This window comes from Caulobacter sp. GW456-12-1-14-TSB4, assembly GCF_059424195.1.
This window is the reverse complement of record NZ_JBWKZF010000001.1, coordinates 61,959-78,055: the sequence shown is the minus strand read 5'-3', so window position 1 is coordinate 78,055 and position 16,097 is coordinate 61,959. Positions and strand designations below refer to the sequence as shown.

12 protein-coding genes are annotated in these 16,097 nt (G+C 65.9%); 5 read left to right on the top strand and 7 right to left on the bottom strand.

Going from position 1 to position 16,097, the window contains the following annotated elements; translation table 11 throughout:
* The first annotated feature begins 22 nt into the window (after positions 1 to 22).
* The gene (locus tag AC07YH_RS00350; RefSeq protein WP_494745028.1) at positions 23 to 922 is read left to right on the top strand and encodes a hypothetical protein; all 900 of its coding nucleotides are present in this window, start codon (positions 23 to 25) and stop codon (positions 920 to 922) included.
* 185 nt (positions 923 to 1,107) lie between these two features.
* Here the strand turns inward: AC07YH_RS00350 and AC07YH_RS00345 are convergent, their stop codons facing one another.
* Positions 1,108 to 1,350, bottom strand: a complete 243-nt coding sequence (locus AC07YH_RS00345) for a type II toxin-antitoxin system TacA family antitoxin (RefSeq protein ID WP_494745027.1) — start codon at positions 1,348 to 1,350, stop codon at positions 1,108 to 1,110.
* Positions 1,351 to 1,706: 356 nt separating this feature from the next.
* Entirely contained in the window at positions 1,707 to 2,303 is a 597-nt protein-coding gene (locus AC07YH_RS00340) for a TetR/AcrR family transcriptional regulator (RefSeq protein WP_494745026.1), read from the bottom strand.
* Positions 2,304 to 2,400: 97 nt separating this feature from the next.
* Here AC07YH_RS00340 and AC07YH_RS00335 point away from each other — a divergent pair, with 97 nt between their 5' ends.
* The 3 genes from AC07YH_RS00335 (at position 2,401) to AC07YH_RS00325 (ending at position 5,300) form a co-directional block, all read left to right on the top strand.
* Positions 2,401 to 3,150: an SDR family NAD(P)-dependent oxidoreductase gene (locus AC07YH_RS00335; protein ID WP_494745025.1), complete on the top strand. Its 750-nt coding sequence runs from the start codon at positions 2,401 to 2,403 to the stop codon at positions 3,148 to 3,150.
* A gap of 78 nt (positions 3,151 to 3,228) precedes the next feature.
* Positions 3,229 to 4,182, top strand: coding sequence for a zinc-binding dehydrogenase (locus AC07YH_RS00330; protein WP_494745024.1), 954 nt, complete (start codon positions 3,229 to 3,231; stop codon positions 4,180 to 4,182).
* Positions 4,183 to 4,244: 62 nt separating this feature from the next.
* Positions 4,245 to 5,300: an NAD(P)-dependent alcohol dehydrogenase gene (locus AC07YH_RS00325; protein ID WP_494745023.1), complete on the top strand. Its 1,056-nt coding sequence runs from the start codon at positions 4,245 to 4,247 to the stop codon at positions 5,298 to 5,300.
* A gap of 150 nt (positions 5,301 to 5,450) precedes the next feature.
* Here AC07YH_RS00325 and AC07YH_RS00320 read toward each other — a convergent pair whose 3' ends face one another.
* The 5 genes from AC07YH_RS00320 to AC07YH_RS00300 all read right to left on the bottom strand — a co-directional run bounded on the left by AC07YH_RS00320 (position 5,451) and on the right by AC07YH_RS00300 (position 9,625).
* A complete protein-coding gene (locus tag AC07YH_RS00320) occupies positions 5,451 to 5,870 on the bottom strand; it encodes a hypothetical protein (protein ID WP_494745022.1) in 420 nt (139 codons plus the stop codon).
* 23 nt (positions 5,871 to 5,893) lie between these two features.
* A complete protein-coding gene (locus tag AC07YH_RS00315; RefSeq protein WP_494745021.1) occupies positions 5,894 to 6,157 on the bottom strand; it encodes a hypothetical protein in 264 nt (87 codons plus the stop codon).
* The gene (locus AC07YH_RS00310) at positions 6,157 to 6,381 is read right to left on the bottom strand and encodes a hypothetical protein (protein WP_494745020.1); all 225 of its coding nucleotides are present in this window, start codon (positions 6,379 to 6,381) and stop codon (positions 6,157 to 6,159) included. Before AC07YH_RS00310 ends, AC07YH_RS00315 begins: the two co-directional genes overlap by 1 nt.
* A gap of 12 nt (positions 6,382 to 6,393) precedes the next feature.
* Positions 6,394 to 7,278, bottom strand: coding sequence for a hypothetical protein (locus AC07YH_RS00305; protein WP_494745019.1), 885 nt, complete (start codon positions 7,276 to 7,278; stop codon positions 6,394 to 6,396).
* Positions 7,279 to 7,708: 430 nt separating this feature from the next.
* Positions 7,709 to 9,625, bottom strand: coding sequence for an SIR2 family protein (locus AC07YH_RS00300; RefSeq protein ID WP_494745018.1), 1,917 nt, complete (start codon positions 9,623 to 9,625; stop codon positions 7,709 to 7,711).
* A 522-nt stretch (positions 9,626 to 10,147) separates the two neighbouring features.
* On the opposite strand from AC07YH_RS00300, the gene AC07YH_RS00295 reads away from it, so the two are divergent.
* The gene (locus AC07YH_RS00295) at positions 10,148 to 15,982 is read left to right on the top strand and encodes an SIR2 family protein (protein WP_494745017.1); all 5,835 of its coding nucleotides are present in this window, start codon (positions 10,148 to 10,150) and stop codon (positions 15,980 to 15,982) included.
* Positions 15,983 to 16,097: the final 115 nt, after the last annotated feature.

The following is a 16,097-nucleotide window of genomic DNA, read 5'->3' as shown; positions in this document are numbered from 1 at the left end:
AGAGCGCGAGCGTACGGATTGCATGACGGTCCGAGAGGCGGCGAAGGAGCTCCATGTCGAAAATCTGGCCGTTCGCCAGTTGGTCGACCAAGGGCTGATTGAGCCACTGGATTCTCGCGGCTCGGAACGGCGATACGATTGGCTGCGCCGAGAGGATGTCCTCCGTATCGCCGACAAGCTGGCAGACCGCTTGTCGGTCCGCGAATTCTCCCGCAACCACCATATTCCGCTGTATGGAGCGCTACAGCTGGTCGGCTCAGGGCTTCTTGCCCTGAACGACTGCCCGGTCGTCACAGAGCTTTATGGGCGGCCTCAGTTGATCCGTGTTGACGCGGACGCCTTGATCGCCAGGCTTCGGTCGGTCGTGCATTTTCCCGCCTACGATAGCGAGACCGTGTCGTTGGAAGACGCCTTCCACGGCGTAGGTGATCAACCCAAGCCTTGGAGCGCGATGATCAGGGCTGCGCTCGAGCGTCGCCTGGAGCTCTATTGGAATGGCGCCCCGCACGAGACGTTGAGCGTGAAGGATCTCCACATATCCAAGCGCGTCGCGTGCGATCTAGCGGCGAAGCGGCGACCGGAGTTGCTCGAGGTGCCCGCGAGCTACGAAGGCTGCCTTGTTCAGGCCAATCTCAGCCGGGGCGAGGCGGAGCAGTACCTGAACTGCTTCCCAAGAGACGTAGCTTGGCTGCTGTGCAATGGCCGGATGAGCGCGGAATTTCCCTCTAACCAGATCGCGCAACTGGGTCACGAGTTGATCTCGTCGCGGGAGATTTCGTGGAGGTGGAGGGTTTCACCAGCCCTCCGCGACGCGCTTCCCGCCAAGCACGGCATCGCGCGATGTGCCGGACCCTTCTGGCCTCGGGCGGAAATCGAAGCCTTCTTCGGTCGGAGATTTCCGTTGGGCGGACCGGCCGAGTAATAGGGCGGAGGAGCCGGGCTTTCGGTCGGGCTCCTCTGCAGCGTTGCGGATCCATGAGCGGCGCCGTTTTGGCTCGCCTACTGCCGAAGCTATCGCTGCGACCGCCAGTGACGTAGCCGGCGCCTATTCGCTTGGGGCGATATGGCGAGGTCGTGATCATGGTGCGGGTGAGATCGGCTGGACGTCTACTGCTTCCACAATGGCGTTCGGTTCAGCAGGGCTTTGAGCTTCAGGCCTGGCTCCGGTGGGTTGTCGAGCGCTTGCACGAACGCGTCAAAGTGATCGGGGGCAAGCCTGAAAAGGCGTTGGTCGAGCAGCACATCGACCGCCTGCAGCCGTGCGCTCTCGACCATGAATTCTGTACGCGTTTTGCCGAGCACCGCCGCCGCACGGTCAATGAGCTGGCGGGTGTCCACGTCGATCCGCAAGCTAACGCTACGTTTGGCAACAGCCGCGTGGGCCGGGCCCGCGGGGCCTTGAGAGCGGGCAGATCCGGCCGGAAGGGAGCGTATCTTCGTCATGACTGGAAATCATGGGCCGGTGGGCAACCAGGTCAACACACAAGCGTGTCGGCAGCCCTATTCAGCTGACATGGCTCAGACCAAGCGACCACGCCAGTTTGCGTGAAGATCGAAGGACCTGGGGCGGTGTTAGATTGCGGATATACCGCTTTGGGGCGGCGTTATGTTGTCAGGCTTAAGTTGTCAAAATCGGCCGTTTGAGCGTAGTCAGCCACTTAGCCGATCGCTCCTAGCGAGCAACGATAGCGTTTTATCGCGCTCGCCTAGGTTCGAGACGTCGCCAGATGTTCCAGGGTGACGTTCACGACCTCGTGCAAGGCGCGTCTGTCGGCGCCGCTCGTCGCCTGCACCGCGAGCCCCTGGATGAGGGTCGAGACGTAGCGCGCCAGTTTGGCGGGATCGCCGTCGACGCTCCTGTCGCCGGCGTCGCGCGCCTGTCGTAGACGCGCCTCCAGCAGCGGCTCGGCCGCCGTCCGGTATTCGGCAAGCTCCCGCCGCATGTCGGCGGCCTTGTCGCTGCACGACAGGGCTCCCTGCACGAAAAGGCAGCCGGGCGGCCGTGAAGGGTCGGTGTGGGCGTCCGCTGACCCACGCAGCAGGCATTCGATCACCTGGTAAGCCGAGGGCTGGGACAGCGCGGCCTCCAGTATGGGCGCGCCTTGGGCGGCATAGAGTTCGAGCACGCGCCGGAAGAGCTGCTCCTTGCTGCCGAAGGCCGCGTAGAAGCTCGGCGGATTGATGCCCATGGCGGCGGTCAGCTCACCGAATGTCGCGCCCTCGAAGCCCTTCTCGATGAAAATCGGCAGGACGGCGGCGACCGCCTGCTCGGGATCGAAGGTCCTGGGGCGTCCCTTCGCCATGTCGAACTCCTTTTGTAGCCGTGACTACATTTATCTTGACGAGCGTGTCGTCGCCAAAATATGTAGCCGCACCTACATTAATGAGCAAGGAGCTCACATGGGCCTGCCCCTCGAAGGAAAAGTCGCCGTTGTGACCGGCGGGTCGCGCGGCATTGGCGCGGCGATCGTTCGCCGCCTGGCCAAGGACGGCGCGAATGTCGCCTTCAGCTATTCGAAATCGAAGGAACGCGCCGACCAGGTCGCGGCCGAGGTCGAAACCTTCGGGCGCAAGGCGCTCGCCTATCAGGCCGACCAGGCGTTGGCGCCGGAAGTCCAGGCGTTCATCGAGAAGGCCCACGCGCACTTCGGGCGCATCGACATCCTGGTCAATTCCGCCGGCGTGTTTGTCACCGGCGGGATCGGTGATCCGCTGACGGACTACGCCGCGCTGGACCACCAGCTCGAGGTCAATGTGAAGGGCGTCGTCGCGGCGGTCCGCGCCGTCGCGCCGCTGCTCTCCGAGGGCGGTCGCATCGTCTCCATCGGCACGACAGGCGCCGATCACATCCCGTTCCCAGGCGCGGCGGACTATGTCGCCACCAAGGCGGCGGTCGCCGCCTACAGCCGTGGCTGGGCGCGCGATCTGGGCCCACGAGGCGTCACGGTGAACGTCGTCCAGCCCGGCGCCATCAACACCGACATGAACCCCGAGGACGGCCCGTTCGCGGAGATGCTGAAGGGCCTGGCCGCTCTCGGCCGCTACGGACAGCCGGAGGAGATCGCCGCGGCGGTCGCGTTCCTGGCCGGCCCGGAGGCCGGCTACATCACCGGCGCGACCCTCAATGTCGATGGCGGGCAGACCGCCTGATCCTTCTGAAACGGACTCAGGCGGCCACCTCGCCTGAGCTTCCCGCGATTGGCGCCCATAACCGGCAGGAGAACGCTCGTGGCCAAGGTCATCCGCATTCATGAGAACGGCGGCCCTTCCGTATTGCGGATCGAGAATGAGGACGTGGGCGCGCCTGGTCCGGGTGAGGCCCGCCTGCGGCAGACGTTCGTCGGGATCAACTATGTCGACGTCATGGTGCGCGAGGGCGTCTATCCGCAACCCTTACCCACCGTCCCGGGGTTCGAGGCGGCGGGTGTGGTCGACGCTGTCGGTCCCGGCGTTTCCGGGTTCGCGCCAGGTGACCGCGTCGCCTACTTCTTCGCGGCGGGCTCCTATGCGAGCGAAAAGAACCTGCCGGCCAATGCCCTGGTGAAGCTGCCCGACGACATCTCGCCCGAAACCGCCGCGACCTTTATCTCCACGGGACTCACGGCCTGGACGGGCCTTCGCGCCATGCACCAGGTCAAGGCCGGGCAGGCGGTGCTGGTGCTGGGGGCTTCGGGCAGTGTCGGGTCGGTCCTGGTCCGCTGGGCCCGCGCCCTGGGCGCCACGGTGATCGGCGTGGCGGGCTCGGCCAGTAAGCTCGCCAAGGTCGAGGCCGGTGCGACCCACGCTTTCCTGGCCAGTGATCCCGATCTTGCCGCCAAGATCCGCGTCATCGCGCCAAACGGCGTCGATGCGGTCTATGACCTCGTTGGCCAGGCCACCTTCGATCTGGCGGTCGCGGCGGTTCGCGACGGCGGCGCGATCGTCACGCTGGGCGCGCGATCCGGCCAGCCGCGAGCCTCGGGCGACCTGGCGCGCCGAGGTGTCACGGTGACCGGCGGCGGCATGCCGCAATATGTGCGCGGGCCGACCGTTGCGATCGCCACCGGCGCGCTATGGGCGGCGATCCGCGAGGGCCTCTTCGCGGATATTCCCACGGTCCGCTATCCGTTCGACGAGGTCGCCCGCGCGCATGCGGACATGGACGCCAGGACGCTCGAGGGGCTCCCCGTCCTGATGATCTGATCTCTGAGTCCTGACCGGGCAAGGCGCCGTTTCGCCCTTGCCGCCCCTTTCTGGAGCCCTCGATGACCGTCAAAGCCTATGGCGCTTTCGCCGCCGACAAGCCCCTGCAGCCCCTGTCGATCCTCCGCCGCGCGGTCGGTCCGCACGACGTTCAGATCGACATCGCCTATTGCGGTGTCTGCCATTCGGATTTGCATACCGTCCGCGCGGAATGGGAGGGCACGCTCTATCCCTGTGTTCCCGGACACGAGGTTGTCGGGCGGGTCGCGGCGGTGGGCGACCAGGTCGAAGGATTTCAGCGGGGCGACCTGGTCGGCGTGGGTTGCCTGGTCGATAGTTGCAAGCGGTGCGAAGCCTGCGACGATGACCTGGAGCAGTATTGCGACCATGGCTTTACCGCCACCTACAACTTTCCCACCCAAGATGCTCCCGGCCACACGCTGGGCGGCTATGCCCAGCAGATCGTCGTCCGGGACGCGTTCGTCCTGAAGATAAAGCACGCCGAGACGCAACTGGCCGCGGTCGCGCCGCTGCTGTGCGCGGGGATCACGACCTGGTCGCCGCTGCGCCGCTGGAAGGCCGGGCCCGGCAAGAAGGTCGGGATCGTCGGAATCGGCGGCCTGGGCCACATGGGCGTCAAGCTCGCCCACGCCCTGGGGGCGCGCGTCGTCGCCTTCACGACGTCGGAAGCCAAGCGCCAAGCCGCCTTGAGCTTGGGCGCTGACGAGGTGGTCGTCTCTGGCAATCCCGATGAAATGGCGGGACATGCTCGCAGCTTTGACTTGATCATCGACACCGTCGCCGCCAGTCACGACCTGGACGCCTTCACGACGCTGTTGAAGCGTGACGGGGCGCTTTGCCTGGTCGGTGTGCCAGAGCACGCCCACCCCACGCCGAACTTCCTCGAGCTGATCTTGAATCGCAAAACGATCACCGGTTCGATCATTGGCGGCATCGCCGAAACCCAGGAGATGCTCGACTTCTGCGCCGAGCATGGAATCGTCGCCGATATCGAGATTATCGACGTGCGGCAGATCGAGGACGCCTACGCTCGCATGCTGCGGAGCGACGTTCGGTACCGCTTCGTCATCGACAACGCCTTGCTCGCCGACACCTGATCCAGCCCGGGAGGCTGGCTTCCAAGTCAGGGTCGGAGGGAGTTGCTGAGATGGAAGATCTCGGCGTCGCCTTTCTGGCGGCGCCGAGATCTTCCCGAGGCCGAAGAGGCGACCAAGGTGATGGGGGCGGCTTTCGCTGTCGGCTGGCCGTTACGAACTGAGCATGTCGCTCAAACCGCTCAGGACATTGGTCACGGCGTCGGCTGGAAGATCCGCCAGGCCCGACAGGTCGCCTGTTAGGGCGACATCCGCGCTGTTCGCCAATTCGCTGGCGGCGGTGGCGACATCATGGGCATGGCCGCCGTGGTGGGTCAAAACCTCCGCCATCAAGGCCGCGCTTATGCCGCCGAGCGCGACGCCGCCGGCGATCCGGCCGATGTCGCGTCCCGATGCCGGACTACCGGTGTGAGCCGGCGCGCCATGCGAGCGCGCTGTCGCCACGGCCGCCGGGTCCACCCGTTCGGGCATGCCCAGGGCTCGCCGGACGACGGAGGGGCCATCTTTGAAAATCTGAACCAAGGCTGCGATGAAACCAATGATCGCAGCGAGCACGGTGAATGTCGCGAACATCGACGCTCTCCTCGGCGACGGGGCTAGACGGGAACGACGGCGCGATGCTCCGCGAAGACCGGCGCACCGTTCTCGATCATGATTTCGGACGCGGACAGTTCCGCCAGCAGGCGCTCGTAGAGAGCCGTCTCCTGCTGGATCGACAGCAAGGCGCGGCTCTCGCGCGACAGCGTCTGGCGCAAGCCGCGGAGAAGTGCGCGAGCGACGCCGTGGGAAATCAGCGAGAAGATCAGGACGAGCAGGTAGAGGCCGATCAGGCCCCCCGCGCCCCAAAGCAGGTAATGCATCATGACGAGAGCCTCCCGATGGTTGCGATGCGTTGGGCGAAGCTGCGCGTGCAAGCGCGTTTGAGCGCTTCCAGGCGGATCTTGGCCGCCGCCGTTTCGATCCTGATCGCACCGACGTGCTCGGACAGGCGGGAGGCCTCGGCGCGCAAGGCCGCGGCGTCGTCGAAGCGTTCGCTGATGGTGGTCGGCGACTTTCTGGGCTCGGGGCGTACTGAGGTCGACATGGGCTTCTCCTTTCAAGCGGCCTGCAGTTGCAGGCTGTCCCAAAGGCGCGATGAAGCCGCCGCCATGGCCGCGGTCAGGCGCGGCGCGAGTTTGGCCGCGTCGGACGAGCGGCCTTGGGCCTGCAGCTGTTCGCCAACCCATATCCATTTGAAGGCCTGATAGGCGGCGTCATCGACCTGGCGATCATTGGCCGCCGATCTGGCCGCGATCCGATCAGCATGCGACGCCGCGCCCGAGACCCGGTCCGCCGCGCGTCGCAGATCATAGGCTGACTGAGAGGTCTCGTTGGCCTTGAAGAGGTTGTAGCCGCCGCGAAAGACGCTGAAGACGATGCCCACGCCGCTGACCACGTCGGCGACGCTGGCGACGCCGGCCACCCCCATGTGGCTGGCCAGCTCGCCCGCGCCGTCGATGGGCAAGGCGGCCACGACGTCGTGCAGGTTCTCGTGCAGGATCGGGACATTGAGCAGGCCGATCTTGTCCAGGTGCTCAACGCCCTGAGCCAGGATCGCCACGCCCGAACCCATCATGATGCCGCCATCCAGGGATCGGGCTGGCAGGACGATGACCGTCCGTGCACGGCGGATCAGGTCACGGATAGCGTCCGAGGTCTTGCCGCTGAACCACTCCTGCTGGGTCTGGCCCTTGCGCCCAACGCGACCCTGGGCGGCGACCAGGCGTGGCATCAGCCAATCCATGTAGCTGGCGCGGATGGCGGCGGTCTGGTGGAGCTGGATCGCCAGCGCCTTGGCCGATCTTTGATATCGGGCGTTGGCCGAACGCAGTTGGCCGGCGGCCGCCCGCAGCTCGGCTTCAGCCTCCGAGCGTTTGTGTCGTGAGAAAAAGCCGAACGCGGCTGATCCCAGGGCGATGAGCGTCAACGAAATGGGTTCCATGGGCACCCTCTTCGGCCGATCGATGATCTCTCCGAGACCTCTCGAAGAGACGTCGGCTCGAGAGAAGCCTCTGCCCGCTTTGGCGCCCTGGCAAATTAAAAGAGACCGCGCCGTTCTGACGATTATTTCATCAGTCTTTAAATATCATCGTTTGACGAATTTGTAAGACTGATCTATGTTTTTCGCTTCTGAAAATCAAAGTGTTAACGACGCTATATGTTGTGTTGAAGGCGCGAGCGCTTCAAGCCATTGCGTTGACGTAAGGGTAAGTCTGGGGCTTGGCCATATTGAGTCGGTTCCCTTGGGCGGGTTTGCGCGGCAGCCCCCGTTGAGATCGCCTGAGCGGTGGCCCCCAAATCTCGGCGAACGCCCGGCCTGAGCATCGCGTCGTCGAGGTCCGACTGTGCAGCTTGGGCCTTTGGGAAGCCGCCTACTGGAACAGCGGCTTGAGGCGGGCGATCAACTCCCTCGTGAACACCGTCAAGTCGCCGTCGATGATTTCCAGCCCTTGCCTGGCGAAGAGTTGCACGTCGTGACGGTTCGGTCGGATCTGGACCGCCCAGGAATCGATCGGACGTCGATGGGCGTAGAGTTCGATCAGCCGCCTCACGTCGGGCTCGGCCAAGCCGTGGCCCAGGAAAAGCATGGATCGGTCCTCGAGCTCGCTGCGAAGATAGGCCGGGAGCAGTTGAGGAAGCTGGGCGGCCAGGCGTTCGAAGGCGCCGCGCTCGACAGCGGCCTGCTCGTCTAGATCGCCAAAATGGGCGAGGCCGCCGTTGAGCTTGACGACCAGATGCGCCGGGGCCCCAAAGCGACGCAAATTGTCAGGCCGATCGATCCGGCGAAGGCCCCCCTGGGGCGATCGCTCGACGAACTCGGAGCGCCCGTCGACGCCTCGATCGACGTAATAGAGCAGTCGGAAGGGCTCTCCGGCCTGGACCAGCGCTTCCTCCATCAGCGTGTCGTAATTGGTGGTGAGCACACACAGGGACGCATCGGTGTTCGTGGATCGCCACAGCGACGGAAGAGATGCGATCAGGTGGTGGATCGCACTCGGGCGTGCGCCGCGTCTCTGGAATTCTTCGAGGATCGCCTGCCACAGGTGGTTGGGGCCGTACTTGGCGATGATGTAGCCCGCGACAGCGGTGCGATCTCCGGCAAGTGCTTTTGGGCCCTCGAACTTGGCCGCCAATCGATCGTAAAAGTCCACGCCGAGAAACGACTGGTCTAGGCCCGCATAGGCGCCCAGGAAGAAGGTCAGCTTGCCGGCGCGCGCTTCCTTGGCGATGGCTCCAAGTTCGGGCGAATGATCGAACGGCTTGGCGCCCGGGGGCGCGGCGGGAAGTGCTGCGGCGACCTCGTCGAGTGTTTTGGCGGAATTGACCGACAGCTCCGCGACGCCGGCTGCCTTCGAGGTGGAGGGCAATGCGGTCGTCGAGGATTCCGTCAGCACCTTCCGTAGCAACAGCTCGATCTCGTGATACTTGCCCGGAAAGTACCACAGCGGCCTCACGCCGAGCTGATCGAGCTTCTTGCCGCGGGCTTCCCAGGCTTTCGCAGACTTTTCCGCCGCGAGTATCGCGTAATGCCTGATGCCCGGCAGGCGGTCCGCGATCTCGCGCAGGACGTCGACGGTGCGGTCCTGCTCGAGACTGCAGCCGAGGAACAGTAGCGGTCGATTTGTGAACATGAGCCAGGCCAGTCCCTGCAGACGTCCCGTGCTTGATCCGTTCCCATTGGCGGCGCCGTAGGCCTTTTCGTAGCTTTCGCGCGTGAACACGCGATCTTCGCGGTCACGGCAGTCGCCGTGCATCTTGACCAGCGTATGGCTGCTGGCGTGCATGGCGGCGACGATGTGATCCTGGCGCGGTCCGTGGATGGATGCGTCGAACGGCTTCTTGGCCGCCTCGAAGACCTGCTCGAGAACCCGGTCATAGTTGGTCGTGATGACCGGACCGCTCGTAAGGTAGGGGAGGCACGACAAGGCGCCCGTGACGAGATCCTGAGCAAGCACCGTCCGGTCGAAGGCGTTCGTGATGCTCCCCGAGAGCGCGTTGGGGCGATCCCTTTCCACGAGGGACGCAGCGGATTCGAAGTCGCCGACCTTCAGGAGGGATTTGACCTTCGCCTCTATCGTGAGGCCATCCGCGAGTCCGGCGATCAAGTCGCGCCATTGAGGAAACCGCCCGGCGCTTCCCTCCAGGCGAACGGCCGACGACATGCCTGCGCCGACGAAGGGAATGACGCCCTGAGATGTCCTGAGTTGGCGGACCAGAGCGTCGATCGTATCGGCGTTGCGCTTTGCGATCGCATCGTGCAGCGCAGCGTCATCCAGCTTCTTCGTCACAATCCAGCCTCAAGCACTTGTGGGGCCTGACACGAAATGCCGGCCCCGACGAACGGGAACCGGTGGGTCGTTGCGTAACAGCTTCGCCAAGAGGCCGACATGCTGATCGGGAAGCGCTCCCACCTTCCGCTCCCCTTCGATCCATGAGGCGCAACCGTGCGGGCAATCATCAGCCTTTGCAATATTCAGTTGAGGAGGGCGGCGGCGCCTTGGGCGCTAAGCAAGACCGACTGCTGGCGCTTCCGCGACCGCGTTGCTGCGGAGCATATCGCGGTGGCGCGGCGGTCCCGGTTCATTGGCAAGCAGCAGCAGCGCTGGACGCGTCCCCGCCAACGATTTCCCGGAGGCGGTGGCGATCCCGGCGCCAGCGACCAGTCCTTCGCGAGGCGATTTTGATTGCGAGGTTCGCGTATTGCGAGTTTCGATTGACGATTTCAACCGCCTGTGGCGAGCTGGTCAAGCTTCGGGGGAAGCGGCGTCACGGAGATTGCTGTTTGGGCCCTGTCAGTAGGGAACCCCAGCATGAAGGCTCACAATTCCAAGCGCCCTGTGCTCAGCGATTGGGTCTATGCCGAGCGCCACCTGATGGGGTCGTTCGACAGGCAACTGCTGGAAGACCACGCCATCGCCCAGTTGGCGCGTGCGTTGAACACGCGGCGTCTGGTCGCTGTCGTGGGGTCGGGGGTCAGCAATGGCTACGGCCAGCCGGCCTGGACGGACTTGCTGTCCAGCACCGCTCAGCTGGTGCTCGACGAACTGGATGCGGCCGCGCAGGTCGATGGTGGCCAGGTGCGGCGGTTCCGCGAGGCGCTCGGCGCCGAGAAGCCAGGTTCGAACGTCTATGTCGAGACGCGCGAAGCGCTGGGTGACCTGGCGCCGATCATCGAGACCTTTGTGGCCACGGGGCTGGACAAGCCGTTCGAGAGCTTTTCGGCCGACAAGATGACGATCGCCTTCGAGGTTTGCGAGAACCTGCTCACGGCGTTGCGCATCCGCGAACTGGAGCGGCGCAAGCAGCTGGTCAGTCACCGCAAGGAGGCCACGCTCACCAAGCGCTATCTGCGCGAGCGCTTGAAGTGGCAGCTGAAGGACGATCGCGGCCGCGCGGGTCTGCTGTTCGCGCGCCTTGCCAAGCAGAGGGCGGGTTCGGCGGCGGAGGCGCCGCTCAGGCAGATTCTCGCGGCGCTGTCCTTCCCCGACAAGGTCGCCTCATCCCCGACCGAAACCCAGGACCGCCTCGCCCACTGGATCGGGCACCTCACCTATCGATGCGCCGTACGCGCCTCGGCGCGGCGCGCCGTGGACGGCAAGGCCATGTTCGGCGCGGCTCGAGATGGCGTGGTCGACGCCGTGGGTCTGCTGGCGCCTCGGCTGACCGGGAAGGCCGAGACGACCCGCACCCAGCTGGCCCTGTGGCTGACCCGCAATGAAGGCGTGGAAAACCGCCATATGATCGAAGCGGCCTTCGCGTTGCTGGAGGTCGATGAGCTGTCGGAGGTCGTCGATGGCCTTCTGGCCTCGGCCGAACAGGCGGCGCGAGACGAGGCCGGCGGCGCGCGGTCCAGCGGCGACGGGGCGGATGTGGTGCGGGCCATGACGCCGGCCTATCGCGACCCCTTGGCGATCCTCTTCGATCATCTCCGGGTCAAGCGCGTTCTGACGACCAACTACGACGCCGAGGTCGATCGCCTCCTGGCCGCTCGCGGCTACCACGAAGTTGACGCCGCCGAGCCGGACCCCGGGCGACGGCAACGGCCATCCCAGGCCTCGCCGTCCCGCGCCCTGTTGATCGACGGCTCCTCGAACCGCGCGGAAATCCTCACCTACGAGCCTGGCGCGGCCGCCTATCTCTTCGACTACGGCGCCGACACCCGAGAGCACCGGATCCAGGTTCTTCACATCCACGGCCGCGCTCGCGGCGCCGACAGCTGGCTGGTTCTCAGCGAACACGACTATCGCGAACGCTATGCGCGCGATGACGACCCCCGCGCGCGCGCCGACGACGCGATGCGGCTTGTGTTCACGGCCAACCCGTTGCTGTTTCTAGGCCTGGGCATGCAGGAGCCCGATATCCTGCGGCCCCTGCGGGCGTTCTCGGACGGCGTCTCGCGCCTCTGCGATCGTCCGGCGGTCGCCCTGCTGCCCCGGCGAAGGGTCGATGGCGGAGAGCGCGAGAGCCAAGTCGTGGCCCTGTCGCGCTATGGCGTCTACTACCTGTTCTTCGGCCAGGGGACGTACCTGAAGTACAGGGGCGAAAATCGCGCTCCGGAACGTGTCTCCAGCCCGACCCTGATGGCTGAGATTCTGAGCCATCAAGATGCTATCTGGGAACATCTGAAGGCCAGCACCGTCGCGCCCTTCAGCTACCGGCCGCCGCGCCGCAAGGGCGTCTTCTCACTTCGCGATCGTGTCGTCGAGATCGAGAGCGGCACGCACGGCAGTCCCGCGATTCACATGGCGCGGGCGCACCTGCGCTGGATCGAGGAGCGTTTGTCGGGCGTCCCTCGGCGCATGCCGCGGGCGACACGAGAGAGTACGGTCGCGCCGCCGACCCCGCCGACCGAGGCCGAACTCGAAGCGCTGCGGATCCTCAACAAGGGCGTTGCTCAGGTCGTGCAGACCACCTTCATGACCGCTTGGCTGCGGCAAATGAGCGTGCGCTGGGGCGCCTGGCGGGACGAGTGGTCGGCCGCGCCGCGGCGTCGCGAGCCGGATGGCCGCTCGGCGAAGCCCGAAGAAGGACACTTCGAGGCGTCGCGTCACCGCACTCTGCTCCGCAACCTCGATCTCGAACGACGCAGCCGGCCCCCCACCGACCCGACCCAGGAGCCCACCGACGGCGAGGCTCCGCGGACGGACAGGTTCTTCGCCGGCGCGCCATCGCCCGCGTTCCAGATCCTGCGCGCAGCGATGAGCGAGCAGGTCGGCGACCCCCGAGACGGCCGCCGGCTGTTCTACATGCTGAGCCGGCGAGGCACGGGCCGGGGCCACGTCTTCTCGGCGATGCGTTCGCCGCGCCGCTTCGCCCATCTATGCGACTGGTTGAAGCTGACCGAGGCCAAGCCTTTGGACGAGCAGGCCACGGCGAGGGACAGTCGCAAGCTCGCCAACGACACCGAGGCCAAGGCCCATGCCCGCAACATCCACAGCGCATTCTTCAATCTAGGACTTTCGCACGAGGTCCTTTCGACCTTTGATCGCCTGGCCTCGTTCCTGGAGGACGCGGCGATGGCCATGACCACGGACGAGGCGGCCAGGAAGCGCCTGGCCGCGGACTGCCGGGGCCTGCGCGGAGACCGCCTGGGTCGGCTACGTCACGCGATGGCGTATCTGCACCGACTGGCGCCGCCGGAGGTCGGCCCCGCGCCCGAGGGCGGTCTGGCCCGCGCCGTCGTCGTCATCAACCACTTGAGCGTGCTTTTCGAAAAGCACGGCGAACCCAAGAACGCCCAGGTGCGCCATCTCTACGAGGCGCTGATCGACGAGGCGCACGCGAAGGCGCCGGTGGACTTCATCTTCATGATGAACGAGCAGCATCTGCCGGCCACGCTAAACGCCTGGGCCAATGCGCCCAAGGCCGCCGAGAGCGATCCGCATCTGCTCTGGCTCAAGCCCGCCGGGCTGCCTGCCGAGGCCGAGCGCACCCTGGGTCTCCGCGCTCACGACGCGTTCGGGCGCGCGGCGCGCCTGATGACGCCCGAGGACTGGCGCACGCTCAACGCCGGGCGCGACGAGGCGGATCGCACCACGGGTCCCAGAACCTTCGTTCACTTCATGCAGGCCATGCGGCCCATCACCCTGGCCACGCGGTTCTTTCCACGCGCCGCGATCGCCCTGGCCCATCTGGGCCGCGTCGAGGGGCAGGGGTCGATCCAGGTGCGTTTTGGCGCGTCTTACCATTCCGCCGCGCCGGGTCTTGGCCTGCGGACCAATCGGGAAATCGCCGCCTTCCAGACGCGGGTGCGCAGCGTCTTCGAGACCCGTCTGGCTAAGGTTTCCGATGTCGGCACGTATCGCCGCCTCGGGGTCGCCTTCGCCGGCGAGGAGATCGAGCAGATCATGCTCTCGGCGTTGCTAGCCTATCCGCCGGCCTTGCTGACTGACCGGAGCTGGAGCCCGGGGACCGCGGCGCAGGACAGCCGGCCGCCCCGCCGCACCGGAGACCTCGCCAAGGCCAAGAAGGCGATCGTCGATGGCTTGGATCTCCTGATCGACGACCAACCGCTCCCCCCGCCGGAGATGGGGGCGGCCTATCTCGACCAGATCGCCACGGCCGTCGGTCACAGCCGCTACGCCATGACCATCGTGCTGGCGGCCATCGACGACATGATCGCCCGCCGTCTGCCCGGCCGGCCCGAGAACCTCGTCGATCTGGCCGCCGTCCGCGCCTTCGTCGAACGCTTGTCCCTGGCGGCGGCGGGCAAGCAGCCCGAGGTGCGCGAGGACATCGCAATCGCCCAGGTGCTGCAACTTTACCAGGCTGACAACGTCTCGAGCCTTGGAAAGCCCTTGGGAGCTTGGCCCTTCCAGCCGCCCGGCGACAAGGACAAGACTTCGCTCTGGGCCAGGCTCTACACCGCGCCGCCGCCGATGCTGTTCGATCTGCAGGAGCGTATCCTGATCACCCTGGCCCTGATCGGCCAACCGGTCGAGATGGTCGTCCTGACGGGGGTCGGCCCCGTGGCCGAGGCGCTGGACGCCCTGTGCGCGCGGGTCGTGGTCGGGCCCGACCAATCGGCCGAACGGATTAGGGTGCTGCGCACCACCATGGACCTGCTGGTGCATCGGTGCCTGGTTTTCCGTGTCGCCGCCAAGGGCGACGAAAAGGATCACGAGGTCGCCGCCCGTCACCGCTTCGCGACCCACAAGTCCGTACGCCGGCACCTCTATCGCCAACTCAACGCGCCGATCATCGACTATTCCGAGGTCGATCAGTTGACGGTGTCGCTCTACGCGACCCAGCCCAGCGATTTGCCGCGCCCGACCGCGGAGGGGCATAGGCGAGTACGCCACCTGATCGACCAGCTATCGCGCTTCGAGCGCGCTGAGGGGACGCGCGCCCACGGCGCGCCGGACCCCTACCTGGACAGGCTGGATCGCGACGCACTGACGCCTCGCGAGGTGCTGGACGCCGAGCGCGATCGCATCGCGCGGGTTCGTCTGCGGGCCGCATATGGCGCGCTGCGCTCGATCTACTCCATCGGCGTGCTGTCGCGGTTCAGCAGCTATGAGGATGAAGGTCTCGAAACGCCTGATGGCGGCTATTTCGAAAGCCACCGCCTGCGGGTTCGATGGATGCTGCGCCTAGCCACCGTGCTCGACGGTCGCTCCAAATCCGATCACGAGATCGACGAGAGCAACAAGCCTGGGTCGACCCGCGCCGAGCAGGCTCAGGAGGACAAGCGTGAAGCGGAGCTGCCGGTGGCGACCTTCCACGCCGAGGAGACGGTGTGGCTGTTCAACGAGTGTGGTGCGCTGAGCCTTGTCCAGGGGCGGATGAACGACGCCGCCGACCTGCTCTCCCAGGCCAGCCGCTATGCGCGGGAGTTCGTGGAAGCTAACGCCTGGGGGCCGCTGCTGGCGCGGATAGGGCTAAATAGAGCCGTGGTCGACATCCAGCGTGGGCGATTGCGCGAGGCCGAGGCGCTTTTGCAGCGCATCGTCGCCGAGACGGATCACGAGACCCGGCCGTTGCGCCTGATCGCCGAGGGCTACCTCATCCAGATCGCCGACCTGCGCGGCGATGTCGGCACGGCCGATCAAAGCTATCCGGCGGTTGTCGACGATCTGCTGGAAATTGGCCGCTACCGCGCCGCGGCGATCTTCGCCATCCAGCATGCGGATTGCCTGCGCGCGATGGGGGATCCCACCCGCAAGGCGTTGGAGATGGCCAGCAAGGGGGCGAGCTACGCAGCCGAAGGCGGTCACGAGGATATACGCCAGATTGGGGAACTCGCTAAGGTCTGGATCCTGATCGCCGACAAGAGCCATGCCTTTGATGGTCGCGCGCGTCGCGAGATCGAGGACCGGCTCGACGAAATCCGCGACTATGCCAGCCTCATGGGCATGCCTCGTCTCAGCTGCTCGGTAGCCCAGGCGCGCGGCGAGTTCTGTCTGCGGCAGGGAGACTACCGCGCCGCCGCTGAGCTGGCCCAGGAAGCGCTACGGCTGGCGACGCGGTACGACATGGAGATGCGCAAGATTTCGGCGCTGACGCTGCTCGGGTCCGCGATGCTCAAGTTGAAGATGCCAGAATCAAAGGATTTGCTGATGCGCGCCCGGGAACTGGCCTATCATGGAGAGTATACGGCCAAGGTCGGAGCGATCGAGGCGGCTCTGGCCGAGACACCGGGTTAGGGCCTGCGCGTTGACCGGCATGCGGCTGCGGCTCGACGGCGACCATTGGCCAATGGTCACCGTCGAGACACCCCGGCCCGAGACGCGCCTCAAGCCTGCCGGACGCCCTCACCGT

Bases quoted from the DNA above. Each gene is read 5' to 3' on its own strand.
- AC07YH_RS00350 (WP_494745028.1), top strand. From the start codon at position 23: ATGACGGTCCGAGAGGCGGCGAAGGAGCTCCATGTCGAAAATCTGGCC.
- AC07YH_RS00340 (WP_494745026.1), bottom strand. From the start codon at position 2,303: ATGGCGAAGGGACGCCCCAGGACCTTCGATCCCGAGCAGGCGGTCGCC.
- AC07YH_RS00335 (WP_494745025.1), top strand. From the start codon at position 2,401: ATGGGCCTGCCCCTCGAAGGAAAAGTCGCCGTTGTGACCGGCGGGTCG.
- AC07YH_RS00325 (WP_494745023.1), top strand. From the start codon at position 4,245: ATGACCGTCAAAGCCTATGGCGCTTTCGCCGCCGACAAGCCCCTGCAG.
- AC07YH_RS00320 (WP_494745022.1), bottom strand. From the start codon at position 5,870: ATGTTCGCGACATTCACCGTGCTCGCTGCGATCATTGGTTTCATCGCA.
- AC07YH_RS00315 (WP_494745021.1), bottom strand. From the start codon at position 6,157: ATGCATTACCTGCTTTGGGGCGCGGGGGGCCTGATCGGCCTCTACCTG.
- AC07YH_RS00310 (WP_494745020.1), bottom strand. From the start codon at position 6,381: ATGTCGACCTCAGTACGCCCCGAGCCCAGAAAGTCGCCGACCACCATC.
- AC07YH_RS00305 (WP_494745019.1), bottom strand. From the start codon at position 7,278: ATGGAACCCATTTCGTTGACGCTCATCGCCCTGGGATCAGCCGCGTTC.
- AC07YH_RS00295 (WP_494745017.1), top strand. From the start codon at position 10,148: ATGAAGGCTCACAATTCCAAGCGCCCTGTGCTCAGCGATTGGGTCTAT.